Origin of the sequence: Micromonospora sp. NPDC049044, from assembly GCF_040649215.1 — a bacterium.
In the GTDB taxonomy this organism is placed as follows: domain Bacteria; phylum Actinomycetota; class Actinomycetes; order Mycobacteriales; family Micromonosporaceae; genus Micromonospora.
The window spans coordinates 102667-125020 of sequence record NZ_JBEZFA010000011.1; the positions used below are offsets into that span (position 1 = coordinate 102667).

Here is a 22354-nt window from a genome sequence, read left to right on the forward strand (position 1 = left end):
AGGACCCCGGAAGTGCCGGGAGTCCGTTCTGTGGGACTCCCAGTGCGAGAACTTCTCAGCTATCCCGGAGCCAGCGGGGCCCGTACACCTCCGCGCCCAGGGCGGTGACCCGCTCGCGCAGCTCCCGGTCCGCGGTCACCACCAACCGACGCCGCAGCGGGGCACCCGCGACCAGGTCGACAACGCTGTCGTCACCGGAGCCGGGGGCCGCGACCACCCGCACACCGTCGGTCCCGGGTACGTCCCGCGCGGCCCCCTCGACCACCAGCACCACCTCCACCGGGGCGGGCAGCCGGGCCGGCAGCCCGCCGGTCGCCACCGGGGCGAGGGAGTCGCGCAGGCGGGCCGCCGCCCCGGCGCGGTCACGCCACCACCCGTTCGGGCGGGAGCCCACCACGTTGGCGCCGTCCACGATCAGCAGCGGTGTCTCATCCATCCGACCAGCCTGCCACCAACGGCCGGCCTCGACCCGACGCCACTGCCGGAACGCCGCTACGCCGCCGTCCACGGCGTTTGTCGGGGCGCGCGCCGGGTAGCCCCTGCCGACCGTGCCGCGCCCGACTGCGGAGGTAAGACATGATGGGACCCGGTGACACCGGCTCCGACCCGTGGGACGAATTCCTGGCCAGATACTTCGGTCGGGGCGAGGGAGGGCGCCGACCGCCGCACCGGGTCGACATCACCCGACTGATGACCGCGGACGCCCGGGAGATGCTTGCCGACGCGGCCCGGCGGGCCGCGCAACGCCACAGCAACGACCTGGACACCGACCACCTGCTCTGGGCGGCGCTGCAACGCGAACCGCTGCGTGACCTGGTACGCCGCGCCGGGGCCGACCCGGACACCCTGCTCAACGCCCTCGGCGGCAAGGGCGACGGCGCGCCGCGCGGCGAGGTGCCGCCCAACCTGTCGTTGACCCCGGCCGCCAAGCGGGCGCTGCTCGACGCCCACCAGCTGTCCCGGGCGATGGGTGCCAACTACATCGGCCCCGAGCACATCCTGATGGCGCTGCCGCTCAACCCGGAGTCGCCGGCCGGGCGGATGCTTGCCGCCGGCCGGATCCAACCCGAGTCGTTGCAGGCCGCCAACGCGGAGCGCGGGCCGATGAACGGCCCGAAGCCCGATCGCGGCACGCCGACCCTGGACCAGTACGGGCAGGACCTCACCGATCTGGCCCGCAACGACCAGATCGACCCGGTGATCGGACGGGCCGACGAGATCGAGCAGGCCGTGGAGATCCTGTCCCGGCGGACCAAGAACAACCCGGTGCTGATCGGCGAGGCCGGTGTCGGCAAGACCGCCATCGTCGAGGGCCTGGCCGAACGGATCTGCGACGGCGACGTCCCGCAGACCCTGCTCGGCAAGCGGGTCGTCCAACTCGACCTGGCCGGCCTGGTCGCCGGCACCCGGTACCGGGGCGACTTCGAGGAGCGGCTGAAGAAGGTGATCGACGAGATCCGGGCACACCGGGACGAGCTGATCATCTTCATGGACGAGATCCACACCCTGGTCGGGGCGGGCGGTGCCGGCAGCGAGGGCGGGATGGACGCGTCCAACATGCTCAAACCCGCCCTCGCCCGTGGCGAGTTGCGGGTGATCGGCGCGACCACGCTCGACGAGTACCGCAAGAGCATCGAGAAGGACGCCGCGCTGGCCCGGCGCTTCCAACCGGTGCTGGTGCCCGAACCCGGCGTCGACGACACCATCGCGATCCTGCGCGGGCTGCGCGACAGGTACGAGGCCCACCACCAGGTGCGGTTCACCGACGAGGCGCTCGTCGCCGCCGCCGAGCTGTCCGACAGGTACGTCACCGACCGGTTCCTGCCCGACAAGGCGATCGACCTGATCGACCAGGCCGGCGCCCGGGTGCGGTTGCGCACCCGTACCCCCGCGTCCGACGTGCGGGAGTTGGAGCAGGAACTCGACGAGGTACGCCGGGACAAGGAACAGGCAGTCACCGACGAGCAGTACGAGCGCGCCTCCGCCCTGCGCGACCGGATCGCCGAGCTGGAACAGCAGATCCGCCAGGCCAACGGCGAGGACGGAATGTCCTCCTCGCAGGTGCCGGAGGTGGGTCCGCAGGAGATCGCCGAGGTGGTCTCCCGGGCCACCGGCATCCCGGTCAGCCAGCTGACCGAGGAGGAGCGGGACCGGCTGTTGCGCCTGGAGGGGCACCTGCACCAGAAGGTGGTCGGCCAGGACGACGCGGTGACCGCTGTCGCCGAGGCCGTCCGTCGCTCCCGGGCCGGGTTGGCCGACCCGGAACGGCCGATGGGCAGCTTCCTGTTCCTCGGGCCGACCGGCGTCGGCAAGACCGAGCTGGCCCGTGCCCTGGCCGAGGCGCTGTTCGGTGAGGCGGACCGGATGGTCCGGGTGGACATGAGCGAGTTCCAGGAACGGCACACGGTCAGCCGGCTGGTCGGCGCCCCACCCGGATACGTCGGCTACGAGGAAGCCGGCCAGCTCACCGAGGCGGTGCGTCGCCGCCCGTACGCGGTGGTGCTGCTCGACGAGATCGAGAAGGCCCACCCCGACGTGTTCAACATCCTGCTCCAGGTGCTCGACGACGGTCGGCTGACCGACAGCCAGGGGCGCACCGTCAACTTCAAGAACACCGTCCTGATCATGACCAGCAACCTCGGCTCGGAGCTGATCACCGGCGCCCAGCGTTCGGTCGGCTTCGGCACCGGGGACGTCGGCAGCGAGCAGGAGAGCAACGAGTTGCGGGAGCGGCTGATGCGCCGCCTGCAGGAGAACTTCCGCCCCGAGTTCCTCAACCGCATCGACGAGGTCATCATCTTCCGCCGGCTGGAGGCCGAGCAGTTGCGCGACATCACCGCGCTGCTGCTGGAGGAGACCCGGCGTCGCATGCACGCCCAGGATCTCCAGGTGGAGTTCACCACCGCCGGCATCGACTGGCTCGCCGAGCACGGCTACCAGCCGGAGTTCGGTGCCCGCCCGCTGCGCCGGGTGATCCAGCGGGAGGTGGACAACCACCTGTCCCGGATGCTGCTGGAGTCGGCGATCTCACCAGGGCAGAAGGTCACCGTGGACGTCCGCGACGGCGCGCTCACCTTCGAGGTGAGCGCGGGGGAGCGCGGGTACACCGCCGCCACGACCACCCACCCACGATGAGCGGGCCGGCACGACGAGACGAACACGAGGACCCGCCCGAGCCCACGAAACCCCGGGACGAGGACGACCATCCCGACCCGATCCTGGCGTCGCCCACCGCGAACCCCCGCCGTACCCGGGTGCCCGCGGAGGGCCTGCATCCCAAGACCGACCAGGACGACCCGGAGACGTCCGGGAAACCGCCCGGAGAGGAGACCTGATGGTACGCGAAGCGCGGCTCGACCCCGAGGTGGAAGTGCTCTGGGAGGACTTCCACGCCGAGGTCAACGTTCCGTCGGAGCAGCTGCGGACGTGGTTGTTGACCCGGGGTTCCGGGGAGGACTCGTTCAGCCCGAACCCGAACCTCGACCTGCCCCAGCCGGGCCGGGAGATCCTCAAGGTGCTCAACAAGCGCAAGGTCGACCTCACCCCGGAGGACATCGAGGTGATGCGGGAGGCGGTCGAGCGGATCCGCGAGCTGATGGACGCCAAGCCGTCGCGCGGCAACGCCGACGACGACTGGCGGCACTCCCTGCTCGACCTGGGTCACGACCCGCTCGTCGAACGCTGACCGACGCCACGCGCGACGGTGCCGTCCCACCGGGAACGGCACCGTCGCGCTGGTCTACTGGCCCTGGTCCGGTTCCAGGCTGGCGATGGTCAGCCCCGCCGCGTCGGCGGCGGCGTCGCGGTCGGCGCGGGTCTGGTCCTCCCGGGTGAGCAGGTTGGCGTACTCGGTGACGGCGGCCGGGTCGGGCACCTGCGGCAGGCGGCGCAGGAACGCCTCCACCGCACGGGTGGCGGCGGTGTGCGCGGCGGCCGCCGCGCGGAGCAGTTCCCGGTCGTCGGCGGGCGGGTAGAGGTCGGTCATGTCCGCCAGATACCCGGCCAACGGCGGTTCGCACCGCCACGGGCCGGTTACCTCCCGCTCAGCCCGGCCGGACCCCGCTGGGTTGCCGGACGCCGAACGCCGGATGGCGCAGCAGCCAGTCCAGGTACTCGGGATGCGGGGCCAACGAGTCGACGTACGCCGCCTTCGCCGTCTCCAACATCCGGTCGGCCTCCCGGGCGGCGGGGGAGTCCGGGTGCCAGCCGAGCAGGAGCCGCCAGCGCAGCGGTATGCCGGCGAGGCGGCGGGTCACCAGCCCGGCCACCGGACGGAACGTGGCCTGGCACAGCGCCACCGCCACCCCGGCGTCGACCAGGTCGACGCAGCCGCGGATGTCGGTCTCGTACACCTTCCGGGGGGTGAAACCGGCGCGGGCGCAGGCGGTGGCGAAACAGTCGCTGAAGCAGCCGTCACCCGGGGCGGCCACCCACTGTTCGTGGCGCAGGTCGGCCAGGCGCACCTCGTCGTGCGCCGCGAGCGGGTGCGTCTCCGGCAGCAGCACCAGCACCGGGTCTATGGCCACCTCCTGCCAGCTCAAGCCGAACCCCGCCGACGGGCTGGCGTCGCCGCACACCCCGGTGAGGGCGAAGTCCAGTCGGCCGCCCGCCACCAACTGCGCCAACTCGTCCACCGACCAGGAGGCCAACGTGGTGATCTGGGCGGGCGGCTGCTCGGCCGCCAGGCGGTGCACCATCCGGCCCAGGATGGGGCTGTTCACGCCCCCGAACCGGTAGCACGGCGGCGCGTCGCCGGCCCCGGCCAGCCGGGCCGCCTCGTCCTGCAACCCCTTCATCGCCGGCAGCAGCACCCGGGCCCGCGCCAGCACCAGCTCACCGAGCGCGGTGGGCCGGGCGCCGCGCCGGTCCCTGTCGAACAGCGGGCCGCCCAGGGTCCGTTCGATGCGCTGGAGTTGGGCGGTGAGCGCCGGCTGGGCCAGGCCGAGCGCCGACGCCGCCTTCGTCACACTCCCCGTCTCCGCGATCGCGCAGACCACCCGCAGGTGACGCAGCTCCAGGTTCATACCGTGACGGTAGGACTACCGGTCAGTCGGCGGAATAGCCTGAGCGGATCGGTGATAATGAATGCATCTCGGAATCGCCGCCGCGCTCAGTCCCGCGGTGACTCCGGCAGGTCCGCCAGGTACGTGGGCCGGCGGGTCACCGCGTCGAGCATCTTGTCCACCACCCCGACCGCCGGCTCGACGATCCGGTTCCACGGCGGCGTGGCCGGAGTGCCCGGGTGCGGTCGGGTCGGTGCCGCCTCCTCGGCGATCTCCAACCGGTTGCCCAGTCGGATCAGCTCCTCCTCGGTCGCGACCGCCCGCAGCTCGGTGACGAGCGCGCCCACCCCGTCGACGTGCTGACGAACCCGCTCGGCGACGTCGGTGAGCGCCTCGTCGGTCAGACCCTTCAGGGCGTTCAACAGGCCGCCGTCGGCGGCGATCTCGGCGTCCACCCGCTCGGTCGCGTCGGGCAACGCGGCGCGGACCGCCGGCAGCAGGTACTGCTCCTCGGCGGACAGGTGCCGCGACAGCGCGGCGGTGAGCACCGGCAGCCCCTCCTGCGGCGTGGTGTCCGGGCCGGTCAGCTGGTCCAGCAGCGCCAACAGTTGACGGTGCTCCCGGTCGACGACGTCGGCGATGTTGCGGCCACCGGGCCGGTAGCCCTCCTCGGGTGCGGGCGCGGGCGGCAGCGGCGGCAGGGGAACGGCGGACATGGTGCCCTCCTCGACTGGCGGGCGAAAGCTCCGGCAGGGATGCGGTCGTGGGCGGCGGTACCCGAACCCGGCCGCGGCGAAACCGGTCCCGTCGATGCATCGGCCCGGGGACACCGGTACGGCGGCCCGTCCGCACCGGTGCGCCGGCCGGTCGGCCAGCGTCGACTGGTATGAAGAGGCGATGACGAGCGATGCGGCCTCCGCCCGACCCGACCCCAACGCAGAGGTCGTGGACCTCTGCCGCGACCTGCTGCGCATCGACACCACGAACACCGGGGACAACGACACGAGCGTCGGCGAGCGCCTCGCCGCCGAGTACGTGGCGGAGAAGCTCGCCGAGGTGGGCGTCGAGTCCGTCCTGCACGAGTCCGCGCCGGGCCGGGCGAACGTGGTGGCCCGCATCCCCGGCACCGACCCGAGCCGGGGCGCGCTACTTGTGCACGGCCACCTGGACGTGGTGCCCGCCGACGCCGACGAGTGGTCGGTGCACCCGTTCTCCGGCGAGCTGCGCGACGGCTACCTCTGGGGCCGCGGCGCTATCGACATGAAGGACTTCGACGCGATGGTGCTCGCCGTGGTGCGGCACTGGCAGCGCACCGGCGTACGGCCGCCGCGGGACATCGTGCTCGCGTACACCGCCGACGAGGAGGCGGGCAGCGACTACGGGGCGCGGTTCCTGGTGGACGACCACCGGGACCTCTTCGACGGCTGCACCGAGGCGATCGGTGAGGTGGGTGGTTTCTCCTACTCGGTGAACGACAGCCAGCGGCTCTACCTGATCGAGACCGCCGAGAAGGGCATCGACTGGCTGCGGCTGCACGCCAAGGGGCGCCCCGGGCACGGTTCGATGGTGCACGACGACAACGCCGTCACCGCCCTGGCCGAGGCGGTCGCCCGGATCGGCCGGCACCGCTTCCCGGTGGTGGTCACCGACACCGTGCGGGCCTTCCTGGAGGAGGTCTCCGACCTGCTCGGCGTCGAACTGGACCCGGAGGACCCGGAGACGGCCATCGCCAAGCTCGGCCCGATCGCCAACATCATCGGCGCGACCATCCGCAACACCGCGAACCCGACCCGGCTCGGCGCCGGCTACAAGGACAACGTCATCCCCGGCCGGGCCACCGCCACCATCGACTGCCGCAGCCTGCCCGGCCAGTCCGAGCTGCTGGAGCGGCAGCTGCGTGAGCTGATCGGCCCGGACATCGCCATCGAGTACATCCAGCGGCAGCCGGCCCTGGAGACCACCTTCGACGGCGACCTGGTCGAGGCCATGTCGGCGGCGTTGCGCGCCGAGGACCCGGGCGCGCGACCGGTCCCGTACATGCTCTCCGGCGGCACCGACGCCAAGGCGTTCTCCCAGCTCGGCATCCGCTGCTTCGGGTTCGCCCCGCTGCGGCTGCCCGCCGACCTCAACTTCTCCGCCCTGTTCCACGGCATCGACGAGCGCGTTCCGGTCGACGGACTACAGTTCGGCGTGCGGGTTCTCGACCGGTTCCTCCGCACCTGCTAGCCGCGCCCGACGCTGCATTCGGCGCGCGACCTCCCCAACGTGAAGGGACTGCCCCACATGACCGACCAGCACGGTGAGCTGGACGCCGCTCTCGAGCGGGTGATCGAAGCGGCCCGCCACCACCTGGCCGCCGTACGCGCCGCGCAGGGCCGCGTCGACGACGACGACGTCTGGCAGGCGTACGTGGCGTTGAACAACGCCTCCTTCGCCTACGACGAGCGGTTGCTCGACGCCTTCGGTGAGGTGACGCCGTGGGATGTCGACTCGATCGACCCGGACGAGGCCGACGAGCGCTTCGGCGGCCCGGAGGGCTCCGAGGCCAGCGACCCGCACCCGCGGGTGATCTCGGTGCGGCAGCGTCGCGACTACCGGGTGCCGAGCGTCGCCGCGCTGCTGCGGGTGGCCGAGGCGGCCCGCCGCGAGGGCACCCCGGAGGACGACGAGCCGGCGCCGGTGGAGGGTGTCGGCGAGGCGGTGCTCGAGTTGCTGCAGAGCGGCGACGGCTCGCTCGGCGCGCTCGACGTCCCCGAGTTGGAGCCCCTCGACGGGGTGGTGATGGTCAGCGAGGTGGGCACCCCTGTCGACCTGGAGTCGTTCGACGACGACGACGCGGTCGGCCCGTTCCAGCCGGCGGTCGACGACCGGCTGGTCGGCCGGCTCGACGAGCATCCCTTCCTGGAGCTCGACGACGACCACGACCACGCCGGGCACCAGCACTAGGTGAGACGGCCCGGGGCCCGCACGGGCCCCGGGCGTCACGGCCCGTTCAGTACGACAGGCCCGGCTGCGGCTGGTTGACCCGCCGGCGACGCAGCACCACCTGCCGGGTCCCGTCGCGGTACAGCCGCACCCGGGCCAACTCCCATCCGGAGAACTCCGCCTGGATCGCCAACTGCGCCGCGGCGGTCAGCCGGTCGACGTTCGGCGGCAACCGCAGCGGCGCGTATTCGTAGTCCATGCCATCCATGCTGCCCAGCCCAGCGGCCATTCGCCACCCCCTTCGGAGTGACCAACGACGCTGACCTGGGCGGTTCGTGCCACCCTGCGACGCATCGTCTGGGCTGGGCAGCGGGTCAGCTGGCGGGGACGTTCGCCGTCAACAGAGCGGCGAGCCCCGACGCGGGCAGCGTGACCGCCCGGGCGCTGCCCGGGTCGACCGCCAGCCCCCACGACCGGTCCGGCCAGTCCTCGAACAGTTCGGCGCAGGGCAGCGCGAGGAACGGCACGCCGTCCCCGGCGAACGCGCTGAGCGTCCGGGGTGAGGTGAAGACCGGCAGCAGTGGCTCGCCTGTCGCGTCGCCAACCACCGTCCACGGGAAGTCGGCGTCCGCCGCCGGTTGCGCAGCCAGCGGTACGCACACCGTGGCGCCGGCCAGCACTCCGAGGTAGCCGGGCAGGTCACGCCGTTCGGCCGCCGCGGCGAGCACCGCCACCACCGCCGGCTCGGCGGGCATCTGCTCGGCCGGTACCTGCTCGGCGGGCACCTGCTCGGCGGGCGTCGACCGGGCGGCAGCCGGCCGGCTCGCCGACCCCGGCCGGGCTGCGGGGGGCAACACGCGGCAGGAGAGCGCCCCGGGCTCGTCGGTCAACACCTCGGCGGCGGTACGGGTCACGAACGCACTGAGCCGCTCCACCTGCTCGGGGGTGCGGGGTGCCTCGTGCCACCAGCCCTCGTCGCCCCTCGGGCGGTGCCAGCCGAGCGCGGCCAGGCGTGCCTCGTCGTGGCCGGGGCAGATCACCCGCACCACCTCACGGCGCACCAGCAGCCGGATCCCGCGCGGACCGGCGGACAGCTCCAGGTCGGTGTCCCGGTCGCAGCGGGCCACCGTGTCCCGTAGCCGGGTGACGATCTCCGGCCAGGTCGGCGACGTCACGCCGGTGGGCCGGGCAGGCGGTCGTCCATCCGCCCGAGCCGGGCGACTGTCTCCTCCAGCCGGCCGAACGCCGAGAAATCGCCAGGTGTGCCGAACAGGTCGCCGAGCCCCGCGCCGAGCGTGACGTCCAACCCCTCGGTGTGCTCCTCGACGTGCGCGGAGGCGACCTCACGAGCCCGCCGGTACGCGTCGAGCACCAGCTCGGCCACCCCCTCCGTGCCCGCGCGCAGGGCTGCGGGCGCGAGGGTGAGGCCGGTCAGCGCCCCGGTGGCGTCGACTGTCGCCGAGACCAGCCCGCTCTCGTCAGCAGCGGTGCCGGAGAGCTCGGCCAGGTCGTCGCGGAGGCCCGCGAACCGGCGCTCGATGTCGGCGATCCGCCCGGCGAGCGCGTCGAACGCGGACGACGGGTCCGTCATGAGGTTCCTCCCCAGTGGAACGTGCGACCGGGTGGTGCCGGCGGCCCGGAGATCGTATCGTCGGTGCGCTCGACACCTGGGGGGAGGAACGGCATGCCGCCGGACATTGAGGTCGACGTGCAGGCGGTCCGTCGACTGGAGACAGTCGCCAAGCGGGTCGCCGGCTCGCTCGCCGCGCTGGAGGCGCAGATCACCTCGGCCGGCGACGTGCCGTCGGACGCCTTCGGGCACCTGCCGTTCGCCAGCGACATGTTGCGCGACAAGTACGCCGAGCAGGTCACCGGCGGTAAGGAGCTGTTCGCCGCCGCGAACGCCGCGTTCGAGCGGGTCGCCACGGCGCTGGGCGACACGGGCGAGGCGTACGAGGTCAACGAGCGGGATCTCGACGCCGGGTTCAAGGCCATCCAGTCGGGGCTGCCCGGGTGAGCGGCCCGGCAGGCAGTGCAGTCCAACTGTGGAACGGCCTCGACAACGCGCTCTCCGGTGTGCAGGACGCTGTGGACAGCGTCTGTCGGACCCTGGCCTGGCCGCTGATCCAACTCGTCGACCTGGTCGACGGCGAGCCCGCCGTGCTGCGCGCCAAGGCCGCCGAGTGGGACGCGCTGGCCGGGCATGTGCGTGAGCTGGCGCAAACACACCGCGGGACGCGGGAGTCCGCGCAGACCGGGTGGCGCTCACCGTCCGGCGTGGCGTACGGCCAGCGGTTGGCCGACGTGGAGCAGCAACTGCTCGACGTCGCCGAACAGTTCGCCGCGACGGCGGAGTACCTGCGCAGTGTCGCCGACGGCCTGCAGACCGTGCACGACGTGCTCGTCGACATCTGCGTGGAGTTCGTCAACTTTCTCCTGGTGACGTTGGTGACGGCGTTGCTGATGGCGCCGGTCACGATGGGCGCGTCCTGGGCCGCCGGGGTGGGCGTGGCCGTCACCAGGGGCCTGATCGTGGTCACCCGGATGTTGAAGGTCATCCGGCCGCTCGCTGTGCACCTGCAGAAGGTCATCCGCCTGCTCCAGCGGGTCCTGCTGTACCTGCGCAAGCTGCGGGCGCACCTGGACAAGCTGGTCGACATGCAGAAGGCGCTGCGCACCGGCAAGAAGTACGCCGACAAGCGCCGCGCCGCCGGCAAGCTCGACAAGTGGCACCACAAGTTCCTCGACCCCACCAAGGGCACCTACAAGCTGGGCAAGTCCGGTTCCCCGTTCGACATGGGTGCCCTCGACCGGGCCGCCGCGCTGCGGGCGCACGGTGTCGCCGACGGCGCCCGGGTGATCGCCCGGGACTGGGCGACCAACCTGCCGTGGAACGTGCCGAACTCGGTGCTGCACGGCGTCACCTGGGGGACTGTCGCACTGACCAGTGGCCTCTCCGTGCCGGGCAGCGAGCAGATCGGCGACCGGGTCGACCAGGCGGTGCAGGGGGGCGCCGACTGGATCGACCAGAATGTCTTCGGGCAGCCGCCGGCGGGTCAGCCGGCGGGCCGGTAGGAGGAACACGTGACGGCAGGGGAGCGGGGCCGGCTGGGTCGGTTCACCGACGCGGTGCTCGGCGGCGCGCGGGTCGCCCGGGACAAGGCCCGGGAGTTGCGTGACGAGTTCCGCACCAGCGACGAACCCGAACGTGCCCTGGTGGCGCCGCTGCTGCCCGGCCAGCAGCTGCGCTACGTGGGCCTCGCGCCGGTCCGCGCTCCGGACACGCACAAAGCGGGCCGGCAGCTCGCCGAGGTGATGGCCGACCAATTCGTCGACCAGCTCGATCCGAAGCTGCTGTTCGGGCTGCTCAACATCGTCAACCCGGTGGTCTGGGTGGACGCGGTGCTGACGCCGGTGCGGCTGGCCGCAGGCGTGCTGCTGCTGCCGGGCCGGGCGGCTGCCGTCGCGGCCGGGCTGCCGGAGACTGCCGAGCCGCAGCCGGATCCGCCGCACCAACCCGCCGAGCGGGTGCCGATCCCGCTCACCGAGGAGCAGGAGGCGTTCCGGGCGCTGTTCCGGCTCAGCCTGTACCGCCCGTTGGCCAACCAGTTGGCCGAGATCGCCTACCGCCGTCGGTACGTCTTCAGCGGTGACCTCGCCACCCTCGCCGGCAGCCTCCTGCTCTTCCTGGAGCGCTACACGGGTACGCCGCTGGCGGTGACCGACACCCATCTGCACCTGCTGCGGATGGGGGTGCGGCCCGACCCCGACCGGCCGGACCGGCGGCAACCGCGGGTGCTCTGGAGTGTGCCGCGCAGCCGGGTGGCCCGGGTCGACTCGGAGCGCGGCGCGAGCGGGCTCGTGCAGCTCGCCTCCACCGTCTTCTTCGACGACGGTTCCTGGATCCGGCTCACCCAGCCCGCGCTCCGCGACGACCAGTCACGTTTCCTGACCGCGATCCAGGACCTGCCCGGCAACCGCCCGACGCCGTGACGCGGCTGCCCGACGCCGTGACGCCGCACCCTGGGAGCCGCCGCCCGACGTCCTGACCCGGGCGGCGGGTCGGCCCCGACCGGGCGGGCTGGTCACCCGTCGCGCTCGGGGTAGCCCACCGGCACCGCCGAGACGTCGTCGAGCGCCGTGGTGATTTCCTCGGGCAGTGTGATCCGTTCCACGGAGAGCGCGCCGAGCAGCTGCCCGACGGTCCGCGCGCCGAGGATCGGGGCGGTCACCCCCGGTCGGTCCCGGACCCAGGCCAACGCCACCTCCAGCGGCGAGACCCCCAGCCCGCCGGCCGCGGTGGCCACCGCCTCCACGATGCTCGAGCAGCGCGGCTCCAGGTACGTCGAGACGAACCGCTCGAAGTGCGGCGACGCGGCTCGGGAGTCTGCCGGGCGGCCGTGCCGGTACTTGCCGGTGAGCACCCCCCGACCCAGCGGTGACCACGGCAGCAGGCCGAGGCCGAGCGCGTCGCACGCGGGCAGCACCTCCCGCTCCACGCCCCGCTCCAGCAGGGAGTACTCCACCTGGCTGGCGACCACCGGCGCCCGCCCCGGCCAGGCGGTCTGCCAGGCGGCGGCCCGTGCGGTCTGCCAGCCGGAGAAGTTCGACACCCCGACGTAGCGGACCTTGCCGCTGGCCACCGCGTGGTCAAGTGCGGCAAGCGTCTCCTCCAGCGGGGTGTCCGGGTCGTACCCGTGCACCTGGAACAGGTCGACGTGGTCGGTGCCCAGCCGGCGCAGCGAGGCGTCCAGCGTGCGCAACAGGTGCCCCCGGGAGCCGTCGCGCCGTCGGCCACTGCCCGGGCGCAACCCCGCCTTCGTGGCGATCAGCAGGTCGTCGCGGGGCACCAGGGTGCCCAGCAGTGAGCCGATCACCGACTCGGCGTCGCCGTCGCCGTACACGTCGGCGGTGTCGATCAGGTTGCCGCCCGCGTCCAGATAACTCTTCAGCTGGGCGGCCGCGTCGTCGGCGTCGGTGTCCCGGCCCCAGGTCATGGTGCCGAGCGCGAGCCGGGAAACCGCCAGCCCGCTTCGGCCGAGCGGTCGCTGTTGCATGGGTGAACCTTATTTCGAACCTGCCGCCACGGATATCCTCGCTCCCGTATCTCTGCCGGTTCTGCCGGTTCCGTCGGCCTGGGCTGCCCCGACGGAGGGGGGAGCGAAGGTGTCGAGCCGGTGATCGAGTCCGTTTTCGGCATTGCGTAACCTGGTGCGACCTGTGCCACGGATGGGGGAGGACCAGTGCGACTCGGGCTCAGTCTTGGATACCAGACCGCATGGAGCACACCGGCCGACCACCTGGCGCTGGCCCAGGAGGCGGACCGGCTGGGCTATTCGGTGGTGTGGGCGGCGGAGGCCTACGGCTCCGACTCGCCAAGCATGCTCGCCTGGATGGCCGGCCAGACCGAACGGATCGACGTGGGCGCGGCGGTGATGCAGATCCCGGCCCGAACGCCGGCCGCCACCGCCATGACCGCCGCCACCATCGACGCGCTCTCCGGCGGCCGGTTCCGGCTCGGCCTGGGCGTCTCCGGCCCGCAGGTCTCCGAGGGCTGGCACGGTGTGCGGTTCGCCAAGCCACTCTCCCGGACCCGGGAGTTCGTCGACATCGTGAAGTTGGCGATCGCCCGCAAGGAGGTGGCGTACGACGGGCAGCACTACACGCTGCCGCTGCCGGACGGCCCCGGCAAGGCCCTTCGCCTGGGCTTCCACCCGCCACGCGAGCGGATACCGATCTATCTGGCCGCGGTGGGTCCGAAGAACCTGGAGCTGGCCGGTGAGATCGCCGACGGCTGGTTGGCGGTGTTCTACGCCCCGGAGTTCGCCGAGGAGCAGCTCGCCTCGGTCCGGGCCGGACGGGCCAAGATCGGCAAGGAACTGGCCGGGTTCGACGTGGTGCCCTCGGTGCCCGTCGTGATCGGCGACGACGTCGCCTCCTGCGCCGAGCTGGTCCGCTGGTACGCCGCGCTGTACGTGGGCGGCATGGGCAGCCGTGAGCAGAACTTCTACAACCAGCTCGCCACCCGGATGGGTTACGGCGACGCCGCCCGCGAGGTGCAGGAGCTGTACCTGGCCAAGCGGCAGCGCGACGCCGCCGCCGCCGTACCCGTGGAGTTCATCGACCGCACCTCGCTGCTCGGCCCGAAGGAGCGGGTCGCTGAGCGGATGCGGGAGTACGCTGCCGCCGGCGTCACCACGCTGTCGGTGAGTTTGTTCGTGGCCGACCGGGACAGTGGTGTGCAGACCCTGCGTACCGTCGCCGAGGCACTTGATCTGTCGGGAGTCGGCGAGTGACCTGGGTTGAAGCCATTGTCCTGGGCATCGTCCAGGGCCTTACCGAGTTCCTGCCGGTCAGCTCGTCGGGGCACCTGCGGATCACCTCGGCGATCTTCTTCGACCGGGACGCCGGCGCGTCGTTCACCGCGGTCACCCAGCTCGGCACCGAAGCGGCAGTGCTGATCTACTTCGCCAAGGACATCTGGCGGATCACCCGCACCTGGCTGGTCGGCCTGCGGGACACGTCGGTGCGTTCCAGCCTGGACTACCGGATGGGCTGGTACGTGATCGTCGGCTCGATTCCGATCGGGCTGTTCGGTTTCCTGTTCAAGGACCAGATCAAGACCGCCGGGCGCAACCTCTGGGTGGTGGCGACCACGCTGATCGTGTTCGCCTTCGTGCTGGCGTTCGCGGAGTACTGGGGGCGGCAGACCCGCACCCTGGAGAACTTCCGGATGAAGGACGGCATCGTCATGGGTTTCGCCCAGGCGATGGCGCTGGTCCCCGGGGTGTCCCGCTCCGGCGGCACGCTCACCGCCGGCCTGCTGCTCAACCTCACCCGGGAGGCGGCGGCACGGTACTCCTTCCTGCTAGCCATCCCGGCGGTGGTGATGTCCGGGGTGTTCAGCCTCGGGGACGTCTTCGAGCCGTCCGCCCCGGGCACCTCGGTGCCCACAGTGGCGCAGACGATCGTGGCCACCGTGATCGCCTTCGGCATCGGGTACGCGGCCATCGCCTGGTTGCTGCGCTACGTCGCCCACCACACCCTGTACGTCTTCGTGCTGTACCGGGTCGCGCTGGGCACCCTGGTCCTCGCTCTGCTGATGACCGGCACGATCAGCGCCACCTGATCCGCCCGCAGCCGGCCCCCGTCCGCGACAGCGGCGACGGGGGCCGCTCTGTGTGCGCGGCCGGGCGGGCTCGGCGTTTCGGTTGTGCTCTACGAGACCGACTTAACGGACTTATCCTGCTGATATCGGGCTGTCTCCCCGGGTGGGATCTGTCGGTGGCTCGCGGCGGAGGGGGCGACCGTGACTGCGAGTGCTGGCCCGATGCGTGGTCGGGGGCGGCCACCGAGACGCAACCTCGTCGCGGTCCTGGCGATCGTCGTGCTCTCCGGTGCGTTCTTCGGCTACGACCAGGGCGTCATCAGCGGTGCGCTGCGCGACATTCGGCAGACCTTCCACGCGGACACCTTCGCCGTCGAGGTGGCGGCGAGCTGGGTGACGCCCGGGGCGCTCGTGGGTGCCCTGCTCGGCGGTCACCTCGCGGACCGGATCGGTCGGCGGGGGGCGCTGTGGGTCGCCGCCGCCACGTTCGCGGTGGGCACCATAGTGCAGGCGGTGGCGCCGGTCATCGGGGTCATGTTCGGTGCGCGGTTGATCCTGGGGTTGGGCATCGGGGTGGCCTCGGTCGCCGGGCCGATGTACGCGGCGGAGGCCGCGCCGGAACGGATCCGCGGCAGCCTCCTGGCGGTCTACCAGTTCTCCACCACCTTCGCCATCTTCGTCGGCTACCTGGCCGACGAGCTGTTCGAGGCCGGCAGCTCCTGGCGTTACCTGCTGGCGGCGGCGTCGCTGCTGGGCGTGGCCCTCGCCCTGGTCACCACGGTGATCCCCGACTCGGCCGTCTGGTACTTCGGGCGGGGGGACAGGCGTCGGGCGGAGGCATCCCTACGGGCGACAGTGCCGGCACGAAAGGTGCCCGAGCGGCTGCACGCCGTCGAGGAGAGCCTCTCGGCCGGCAGGGCGGGGTGGCGGGAGGTGGTGTCGCCGCAGTGGCGGCGTCCGTTGGTGCTGGGTGTCGGCCTGGCGCTGTTCCAGCAACTGACCGGGATCAACGGGATCATCTACTACGCCGACGAGATCTTCTCGGCCGCCGGGTTCCACACCCCGCAGGCGCAACTGGCAGCGACCACCTGGGCGATCGGTGCTGTCGACTCACTCTTCACGTTGGTCGCGGTCGCCTTCCTGGATCGGCTCGGTCGCCGGCCGCTGCTGCTGGTGGGGCTGCTGGGCATGGCGGTCTCGCTCGTGGTGGTCAGCGTCAGCTTCGCGAAGATGCCCCCGTCGACGCGGACCGCAGGAGCGACCGGGCACCGTCCCACCGACGCGGGCATCTTCCTGTTGATTGGCGTGGTCATGTTCGTGGCGTTCTACGCGATGTCGATCGGACCGACCGCCTGGACCGTCATCAACGAGATCTTCCCCGGCCGCATCCGGGGCCGGTGCGTCGCGATCGCCTCCGCCACCCACTGGGGCACCGAGTACCTGGTCACGCAGTTCTTCCTGAGCATGCTCGACGCCCTGGGGCGATCGGGGGTGTTCGCCCTCTTCGCCGGCACCTGCGTGGTCGGCTTCCTGTTCATCTGGCGGTACCTGCCGGAGACCAGGGGCAGGACCCTCGAACAGATTCAGCAGATGTGGCAGACCGACGCTCGGCGGCACGGCTCCGGCGCGAAGTCGCGGGCGTGATTCTCGACTTCTGACCCACCACGCAGGGACGGGGCGTACGTTCGACTCGAAGTCGCCCAAAACGGATCTGACGGACAAATAGCTATTCGGGTCGAGCGTCGTGTTCGCCCGGTGGCCGTCCGCTCGGCGGGCTGGCGGCTCCCGACCGACAGTCGTGAAGGACCAGGACAGTGCATCTGACACCAAGGGAATTCGACAAGCTGACGATCCTCTCGATGGCCATCGTCGCGAACGCCCGTAAGGCCAGGGGGATCAAGCTGAACCACCCCGAGGCCGTCGCGGTGATCTGCGCCGCCGCCCTGGAGGGGGCGCGGGAGGGCAAGACCGTCGAAGAGGTAATGAACGAGGCCCGCAGCACCCTCAGCGCCGACGACGTGATGCCCGGCGTGCCGGACATGCTGCCGATGATCCAGGTCGAGGCGGTCTTCACCGACGGCTCACGACTGGTCACCGTGCACTCACCGATCCGATAGGCGCAGCAGCCCGGACGCGATCCCCAGGAAGGTGGAGCAGGACATGGCCACGCAACATCCCGGCCCCAACTCGAAGCACGTGCGACCCATCGGCGGCTACGTGCTGAGCGATCAACCGCTGGAGTTGAACGCGGGTCGGCCGGTCACCGAGGTTGTCGTCCAGAACACCGGCGACCGACCGATCCAGATCGGCTCACATTTCCACTTCTTCGAGGCCAACCGGATGCTCGCCTTCGACCGGGAGGCCGCCTTCGGCAGGCGACTGAACATCCCGGCGACGACCTCGATCCGTTTCGAGCCGGGCGACAAGAAGACAGTCGAGCTCGTCCCCTTCGGCGGGCAGCAGCGTGTCTACGGATTCAACGGTCTGGTGCAGGGGTGGAGCGGCAGCGAGTCGACCCCCAGTTACCGGCCGGACCGTACCGAGGCGATCCACAACGCCAAGACCCGGGGATTCAAGTTCGCCCCGGAGCAGCAGGACGACCCCAAGGGCAAGAAGAAGTAGATCGATTAACCCGCAGGGCTGCGCGCCTCGGGCAGGAGAGATGATTCGATGAGCCAGATTTCCCGGCAAGAGTATTCCGGCATGTACGGCCCCACGACGGGTGACCAGATCAGGCTCGGCGACACCGACCTGTACATCGAGATCGAGAAGGATCTCCGGGTCCTCGGCGACGAGGTGATGTACGGCGGCGGCAAGACGCTGCGCGACGGCATGGGGGTCAACAACCAGTACACGAACGCGCAGGGCGGCCTGGACCTGGTCATCACCAACGTGACAATCCTCGACGCGACGCTCGGCGTGGTGAAGGCCGACGTCGGCGTCAAGGACGGCAAGATCGCCGGCATCGGCAAGGCCGGTAACCCGAACATCATGGACGGGGTCACCCCCGAGTTGGTGACCGGTCCGGGCACGGAGGCCATCTCCGGCGAGCACCTCATCCTGACCGCCGGGGGCATCGACACGCACGTGCACCTGGTGACGCCCCTGCAGGCGTACGCCGCCCTGAGCAACGGCGTGACCACCCTGTGGGGCGGTGGCACCGGCCCGACCGACAGCACCAACGGCGTCACCATCACCCCGGGGCCGTGGAACATCCAGGCGATGATGCGGGCCTTCGAGAGCATCCCGATCAACATCGGCCTGATGGCGAAGGGCAACAGCACCGGCCGGGCCCCGCTCGTGGAACAGATCATGGCCGGCGCGCCGAGCTTCAAGATCCACGAGGACTGGGGTGCCCCGCCGGCGGTGATCCGGGCCTGCCTGGACGTCGCCGACGAGTTCGACGTGCAGGTGAGCATCCACACCGACACCCTCAACGAGAGTGGTTATCTCGAGGACAGCATCGCCGCGTTCGAGGGCCGCACGATCCACACCTTCCACACCGAGGGTGCCGGCGGCGGGCACGCGCCGGACGTCATCAAGGTCGCCGCCCAGATGAACGTGCTGCCCAGCTCGACGACGCCGACCGTGCCGTACGGCATCAACAGCCAGTCCGAGCTGTACGACATGATCATGGTCTGTCACAACTTCAACCCGCAGGTCCCCTCGGACGTGGCCTTCGTGGAGAGCCGGATCCGGACCGAGACGATCGCCGCCGAGGACGTGCTGCTCGACGAGGGCGTCATCTCGATGATGCAGAGCGACTCGCAGGCCATGGGGCGCGTCGGCGAGACCTGGCTGCGCACCATCCAGCTCGCCGGGCAGATGAAGACCGCCCGCGGCAAGCTCGCCGAGGACTCCAGCGCCAACGACAACTTCCGGGTGCTGCGGTACGTCGCGAAGATGACCATCAACCCGGCGATCACCCAGGGCATCTCGCACGTGCTGGGCTCGGTCACGCCCGGCAAGATGGCCGACCTGGTGCTCTGGGAACCGGCGTTCTTCGGCGCGAAGCCGAAGCTCGTCCTCAAGGGCGGCATGATCGCCTGGTCGATCATGGGCGACCCGAACGCGTCGCTGCCGACACCGCAGCCGGTCTACTACCGACCCTCGTTCGCCGCGTACGGCAGTCAGCTGGCCCAGACCTGCGTGACCTTCGTGTCCCGGGCCGCCCACGAGGCCGGCATCGCCGAACAGCTCGGCCTGCAACGGCAGGTCATGCCGGTGTACCGGACCCGCGGGCTCACCAAACGGGACATGGTCCGCAACGACCGGCTGCCCAAGCTCGAGGTCGATCCGGAGACCTTCGCCGTGAAGATGGACGGCGTACACGCGACAGTGCCGCCGGCCCGGAACCTGCCGTTGAGCCAGCTCTACTTCTTCAGCTGACCCCCGCCGGGCCGGGCCCGCACGCGCCTGGTCCCGGCACATCCACCGAAAGGAGAGGCCCGTGCTCGTCGAGACGGTGCTGGGCAACATGAACGAGCCGGACTGGATGCTGCGCCTGAAGGAAGCGCGCATCGACGACCTGGTCCTGGACCAGTGGGATGCCCAGAAGAGCCGCATCCGCAAGCTGACCACCTCCGGGGCGGAGTTGTCGGTCTCGCTGGAGCGCGGCGTCCGGCTGCGCGACGGCGACGTCCTGGCCTGGGACGACCTGAGCGCCACGGCGGTGGTGGCCCGGGTGCAGCTGGGCGAGGTGATGGTGGTCCACCTCGACAAGTTGCGCGGCGAGTCGGCCGAGTTGCTCATCCGCTCGGCCGTCGAGCTGGGTCACGCCATCGGCAACCAGCACTGGCCCGCGGTGGTCAAGGGCACCAAGATGTACGTCCCGCTGACCGTGGACCGCAAGGTCATGGACTCGGTGATGCGTACCCACGCCTTCACCGGGATCACCCACGAGTTCGTTCCCGGCACCGAGATCATCGCCTACCTCGCGCCGCACGAGTCGCGGCGACTGTTCGGCGGCGCGGACTCGACGCCACACTCCCACCTCCCCGCCGACCTCAACTGAGCGGGGCCGCACGGTGCGCACCATGGCCGAAACCCTGAAGCTGCTGCAGTTCGGCGACTCGGTCTTCCCGGTCGGCGCCTTCTCCTTCTCCAGCGGCCTGGAGATGGCCGTCGAGCACGGTGTCGTGCACGACCGGACGACCCTTCAGGAGTACGTCCGGACGGTCACCCGGCTCGCCGCCACCGGGGACGGGGTCGCCCTGCTCGTCGGTCACCGGGCCGCCGGCGCGGGGGACCTCGACCGGATCCGGCGGGCCGACGAGGCCGTGCACCTCCGCAAGATCAATGAAGAGATGCGCACCATGTCCGTACGGATGGGGCGCAAGCTGGCCGAAGCCGCGACCCGGATCGTCGGGGAGACGCTGCTGAAGAAGCGGCTCGACGAGACGGCGGCGGGTGTGCCGGTCACGTACCCGGTCGCGCTCGGGGTGGTGTTCGCCGACCTCGGGGTGCCCGAGGAGGACGCCTTCGCGGCCCACCAGTACGGCGCGGCCTCGACGGTGCTCAGCGCCGCCATCCGGTTGATGCGGGTCGACCACCTCGACGCGCAGTCGATCCTGTTCGCGGTCAACGAGAAGGTCACCGACGACTACCGCGACGTGCGCACCGCCGACCTCGACGACATGCAGACCTTCGGACCGCACCTCGACGTCCTGTCCGCCGCGCACCAGCACGTCCACGTGCGGATGTTCATGAGCTGAGAGCCGGACACCCGCATCTTTCCCGCACCTCAAACGTCTCTGAGAAGGACAGGTCACATCATGAAGTCGGCAAGTCGTATCGGCGTCGGCGGCCCGGTGGGCAGCGGCAAGACCGCGATCATCGAGGCGGTCGTGCCCCGGTTCGTAGACAACGGACTGCGCGTACTGGTGATCACCAACGACGTCGTCACCACCGAGGACGCCACGCACGTGCGACGCGCCCTGACCGGGGTGCTGGTCGAGGAGCGGATCCTCGGGGTGGAGACCGGGGCCTGCCCGCACACCGCGGTGCGGGAGGACCCGAGCATGAACCTCGCGGCGGTCGAGGACATGGAGTCCCGCTTCCCGGACAGCGACGTGGTGCTCATCGAGAGCGGCGGGGACAACCTCACCCTCACGTTCAGCCCCGCGCTTGTCGACTTCTTCATCTACGTCATCGACGTGGCGGCCGGCGACAAGATCCCGCGCAAGAACGGTCCGGGGATCTCCAAGTCCGACATCCTCGTGATCAACAAGACCGACCTCGCGCCCTACGTGGAGGCGGACCTCGACGTCATGGCGCGCGACGCGGCGATGATGCGCAACGACAAGCCCGTCGTGTTCACCAACTGCAAGACCGGCGAGGGCATCGACGAACTGGTGTCGCTGATCCGCCGCAACGCGCTCTTCGACGCCGAAGTGGTCGCATGATCACACTGGACAGCGCGCGGGAACTGGAGCCGTACCAGGACCAACCGGCCCAGTTGCCCGCGGCGTCCAACGGCAAGGTCGGCATCCTGCGCCTCGGGTTCGAGCGGCGCGGCGACCGGACGATCCTGCACGACCTCTACCGGCAGTCACCACTGCTCGTGCAGCGGGCCCTGTACTGGGACGAGGAGATGCCGCAGCTGCCCTGCGTCATGATCCTCACCACCTCCGGCGGGGTGCTGCAGGGCGACCGCCTGCACCTGGAGGTCGACCTGGCGCCGGGCAGCCAGGCGCACCTGGTCACCCAGGCCGCCACCAAGATCCAGGAGATGGACGCGAACTACGGCTCGCAGATCCAGACGTTCACCCTGGCCGAGGACAGCTATCTCGAATACCTCCCGGAGCCGACCATCCCGTACCGGGGCAGCCGGTTCGTCACCGACACCCGGGTGCGGCTCCCGGAGAACGCCACAATGCTCTACGCCGAGGTCCTGCAGCCCGGCCGCAAGTACTACCGCGACGGCGAACTGTTCGCCTACGACCTCTTCTCCTCCTGCTTACGGGCCGAGCGCCCGGACGGCCGGCAGTTGTTCGTGGAGAAGTTCGTGGCGGCCCCCGGGCAGTTTCCGGTGGCGCGGGTCGGGGTCATGGACCGCTTCCACATCTTCGGCAACGTCGTACTGCTCACCAGCGGTGAGCGGGCCGCCCGCGTTTTCGAACGGACCGCGACGCCGGTCTGGGACGAGAACACACCGCTGGCCAGCGCCGTCAGCCGACTGCCGAACGACGCCGGCCTCATCTTCAAGGTGCTGGGGCAGGAGACCGAGGCGGTTCGTGCCGCCGTCCGCGCCTTCTGCGTGGCCGCCCGTGAAGAGGTGACCGGCCGCACCTTCCCGCCGACGTTCAGCTGGCGATGA

At 71.0% G+C, this 22354-nt stretch carries 25 protein-coding genes and 1 pseudogene; 18 read left to right on the forward strand and 8 right to left on the reverse strand.

Annotated features, from left to right (window positions below):
* Nucleotides 1–55: 55 nt before the first annotated feature.
* Nucleotides 56–436 (reverse strand): hypothetical protein, encoded by a 381-nt coding sequence (locus AB0B85_RS11870; protein ID WP_357406268.1) that lies wholly within the window; start codon nt 434–436, stop codon nt 56–58.
* Between the two features lie 140 nt (nt 437–576).
* Here AB0B85_RS11870 and AB0B85_RS11875 point away from each other — a divergent pair, with 140 nt between their 5' ends.
* The 3 genes from AB0B85_RS11875 to AB0B85_RS11885 are packed head-to-tail and all read left to right on the forward strand — an operon-like array spanning nt 577 to nt 3685.
* The gene (locus AB0B85_RS11875) at nt 577–3135 is read left to right on the forward strand and encodes an ATP-dependent Clp protease ATP-binding subunit (RefSeq protein ID WP_357406270.1); all 2559 of its coding nucleotides are present in this window, start codon (nt 577–579) and stop codon (nt 3133–3135) included.
* Entirely contained in the window at nt 3132–3335 is a 204-nt protein-coding gene (locus tag AB0B85_RS11880; protein WP_357406272.1) for a hypothetical protein, read from the forward strand. Before AB0B85_RS11875 ends, AB0B85_RS11880 begins: the two co-directional genes overlap by 4 nt.
* Nucleotides 3335–3685, forward strand: a complete 351-nt coding sequence (locus AB0B85_RS11885; protein ID WP_357406274.1) for a DUF3140 domain-containing protein — start codon at nt 3335–3337, stop codon at nt 3683–3685. Before AB0B85_RS11880 ends, AB0B85_RS11885 begins: the two co-directional genes overlap by 1 nt.
* A 54-nt stretch (nt 3686–3739) precedes the next feature.
* On the opposite strand, the gene AB0B85_RS11890 is transcribed toward AB0B85_RS11885, so the two are convergent.
* The 3 genes from AB0B85_RS11890 to AB0B85_RS11900 form a co-directional block, all read right to left on the reverse strand.
* A complete protein-coding gene (locus AB0B85_RS11890; protein WP_357406276.1) occupies nt 3740–3985 on the reverse strand; it encodes a hypothetical protein in 246 nt (81 codons plus the stop codon).
* A 58-nt stretch (nt 3986–4043) separates the two neighbouring features.
* Entirely contained in the window at nt 4044–5024 is a 981-nt protein-coding gene (locus AB0B85_RS11895; RefSeq protein ID WP_357406278.1) for a LysR family transcriptional regulator, read from the reverse strand.
* 86 nt (nt 5025–5110) lie between these two features.
* Complete coding sequence (locus AB0B85_RS11900) at nt 5111–5719, reverse strand: hemerythrin domain-containing protein (protein WP_357406280.1); 609 nt, start codon at nt 5717–5719, stop codon at nt 5111–5113.
* A 181-nt stretch (nt 5720–5900) separates the two neighbouring features.
* Between AB0B85_RS11900 and AB0B85_RS11905 the strand changes: the two genes are divergently transcribed.
* A complete protein-coding gene (locus AB0B85_RS11905) occupies nt 5901–7229 on the forward strand; it encodes a M20/M25/M40 family metallo-hydrolase (protein ID WP_357406282.1) in 1329 nt (442 codons plus the stop codon).
* 57 nt (nt 7230–7286) lie between these two features.
* Nucleotides 7287–7949 (forward strand): hypothetical protein, encoded by a 663-nt coding sequence (locus tag AB0B85_RS11910; RefSeq protein ID WP_357374921.1) that lies wholly within the window; start codon nt 7287–7289, stop codon nt 7947–7949.
* Between the two features lie 46 nt (nt 7950–7995).
* Here AB0B85_RS11910 and AB0B85_RS11915 read toward each other — a convergent pair whose 3' ends face one another.
* The 3 genes from AB0B85_RS11915 to AB0B85_RS11925 all read right to left on the reverse strand — a co-directional run bounded on the left by AB0B85_RS11915 (nt 7996) and on the right by AB0B85_RS11925 (nt 9519).
* A complete protein-coding gene (locus AB0B85_RS11915; protein WP_013734349.1) occupies nt 7996–8187 on the reverse strand; it encodes a DUF5703 family protein in 192 nt (63 codons plus the stop codon).
* 115 nt (nt 8188–8302) lie between these two features.
* Nucleotides 8303–9103, reverse strand: coding sequence for an SseB family protein (locus AB0B85_RS11920; RefSeq protein WP_357406284.1), 801 nt, complete (start codon nt 9101–9103; stop codon nt 8303–8305).
* Nucleotides 9100–9519 carry a YbaB/EbfC family nucleoid-associated protein gene (locus tag AB0B85_RS11925; protein WP_357406286.1) on the reverse strand — a complete coding sequence of 140 codons (420 nt, stop codon included), beginning with the start codon at nt 9517–9519 and terminating at the stop codon, nt 9100–9102. Before AB0B85_RS11925 ends, AB0B85_RS11920 begins: the two co-directional genes overlap by 4 nt.
* Before the next feature lie 93 nt (nt 9520–9612).
* Here AB0B85_RS11925 and AB0B85_RS11930 point away from each other — a divergent pair, with 93 nt between their 5' ends.
* From AB0B85_RS11930 to AB0B85_RS11940, 3 genes are read left to right on the forward strand one after another with little or no spacing between them, the layout of a single operon-like run.
* A complete protein-coding gene (locus AB0B85_RS11930; protein WP_357406288.1) occupies nt 9613–9945 on the forward strand; it encodes a hypothetical protein in 333 nt (110 codons plus the stop codon).
* The gene (locus tag AB0B85_RS11935; protein WP_357406290.1) at nt 9942–11003 is read left to right on the forward strand and encodes a WXG100 family type VII secretion target; all 1062 of its coding nucleotides are present in this window, start codon (nt 9942–9944) and stop codon (nt 11001–11003) included. The genes AB0B85_RS11930 and AB0B85_RS11935 overlap by 4 nt, the downstream gene beginning before the upstream one ends.
* Nucleotides 11004–11012: 9 nt before the next feature.
* A complete protein-coding gene (locus AB0B85_RS11940; RefSeq protein WP_357406292.1) occupies nt 11013–11921 on the forward strand; it encodes a hypothetical protein in 909 nt (302 codons plus the stop codon).
* A 92-nt stretch (nt 11922–12013) separates the two neighbouring features.
* Here the strand turns inward: AB0B85_RS11940 and AB0B85_RS11945 are convergent, their stop codons facing one another.
* Entirely contained in the window at nt 12014–12985 is a 972-nt protein-coding gene (locus tag AB0B85_RS11945) for an aldo/keto reductase (RefSeq protein ID WP_357406294.1), read from the reverse strand.
* Between the two features lie 186 nt (nt 12986–13171).
* Between AB0B85_RS11945 and AB0B85_RS11950 the strand changes: the two genes are divergently transcribed.
* The 10 genes and pseudogenes from AB0B85_RS11950 (at nt 13172) to AB0B85_RS11995 (ending at nt 22354) form a co-directional block, all read left to right on the forward strand.
* Nucleotides 13172–14224 carry an LLM class F420-dependent oxidoreductase gene (locus AB0B85_RS11950; protein ID WP_357406296.1) on the forward strand — a complete coding sequence of 351 codons (1053 nt, stop codon included), beginning with the start codon at nt 13172–13174 and terminating at the stop codon, nt 14222–14224.
* Nucleotides 14221–15057 (forward strand): undecaprenyl-diphosphate phosphatase, encoded by an 837-nt coding sequence (locus AB0B85_RS11955; RefSeq protein WP_357406298.1) that lies wholly within the window; start codon nt 14221–14223, stop codon nt 15055–15057. Before AB0B85_RS11950 ends, AB0B85_RS11955 begins: the two co-directional genes overlap by 4 nt.
* A gap of 180 nt (nt 15058–15237) precedes the next feature.
* Nucleotides 15238–16680: a sugar porter family MFS transporter gene (locus AB0B85_RS11960; protein WP_357406300.1), complete on the forward strand. Its 1443-nt coding sequence runs from the start codon at nt 15238–15240 to the stop codon at nt 16678–16680.
* Nucleotides 16681–16850: 170 nt separating this feature from the next.
* Complete coding sequence (locus tag AB0B85_RS11965; protein WP_088948057.1) at nt 16851–17153, forward strand: urease subunit gamma; 303 nt, start codon at nt 16851–16853, stop codon at nt 17151–17153.
* Nucleotides 17154–17196: 43 nt separating this feature from the next.
* Nucleotides 17197–17532 (forward strand): annotated as a pseudogene (locus AB0B85_RS11970) (urease subunit beta); the annotation flags it as partial.
* A gap of 174 nt (nt 17533–17706) precedes the next feature.
* Nucleotides 17707–19425, forward strand: a complete 1719-nt coding sequence (locus AB0B85_RS11975) for an urease subunit alpha (RefSeq protein WP_357406302.1) — start codon at nt 17707–17709, stop codon at nt 19423–19425.
* 61 nt (nt 19426–19486) lie between these two features.
* Nucleotides 19487–20050 carry an urease accessory protein UreE gene (gene ureE, locus AB0B85_RS11980; RefSeq protein ID WP_357406304.1) on the forward strand — a complete coding sequence of 188 codons (564 nt, stop codon included), beginning with the start codon at nt 19487–19489 and terminating at the stop codon, nt 20048–20050.
* A gap of 22 nt (nt 20051–20072) precedes the next feature.
* Nucleotides 20073–20750 (forward strand): urease accessory protein UreF, encoded by a 678-nt coding sequence (locus AB0B85_RS11985; RefSeq protein ID WP_357406306.1) that lies wholly within the window; start codon nt 20073–20075, stop codon nt 20748–20750.
* 60 nt (nt 20751–20810) lie between these two features.
* Nucleotides 20811–21440: an urease accessory protein UreG gene (gene ureG, locus AB0B85_RS11990; protein ID WP_357406308.1), complete on the forward strand. Its 630-nt coding sequence runs from the start codon at nt 20811–20813 to the stop codon at nt 21438–21440.
* Nucleotides 21437–22354, forward strand: coding sequence for an urease accessory protein UreD (locus tag AB0B85_RS11995; RefSeq protein WP_357406310.1), 918 nt, complete (start codon nt 21437–21439; stop codon nt 22352–22354). The genes ureG and AB0B85_RS11995 overlap by 4 nt, the downstream gene beginning before the upstream one ends.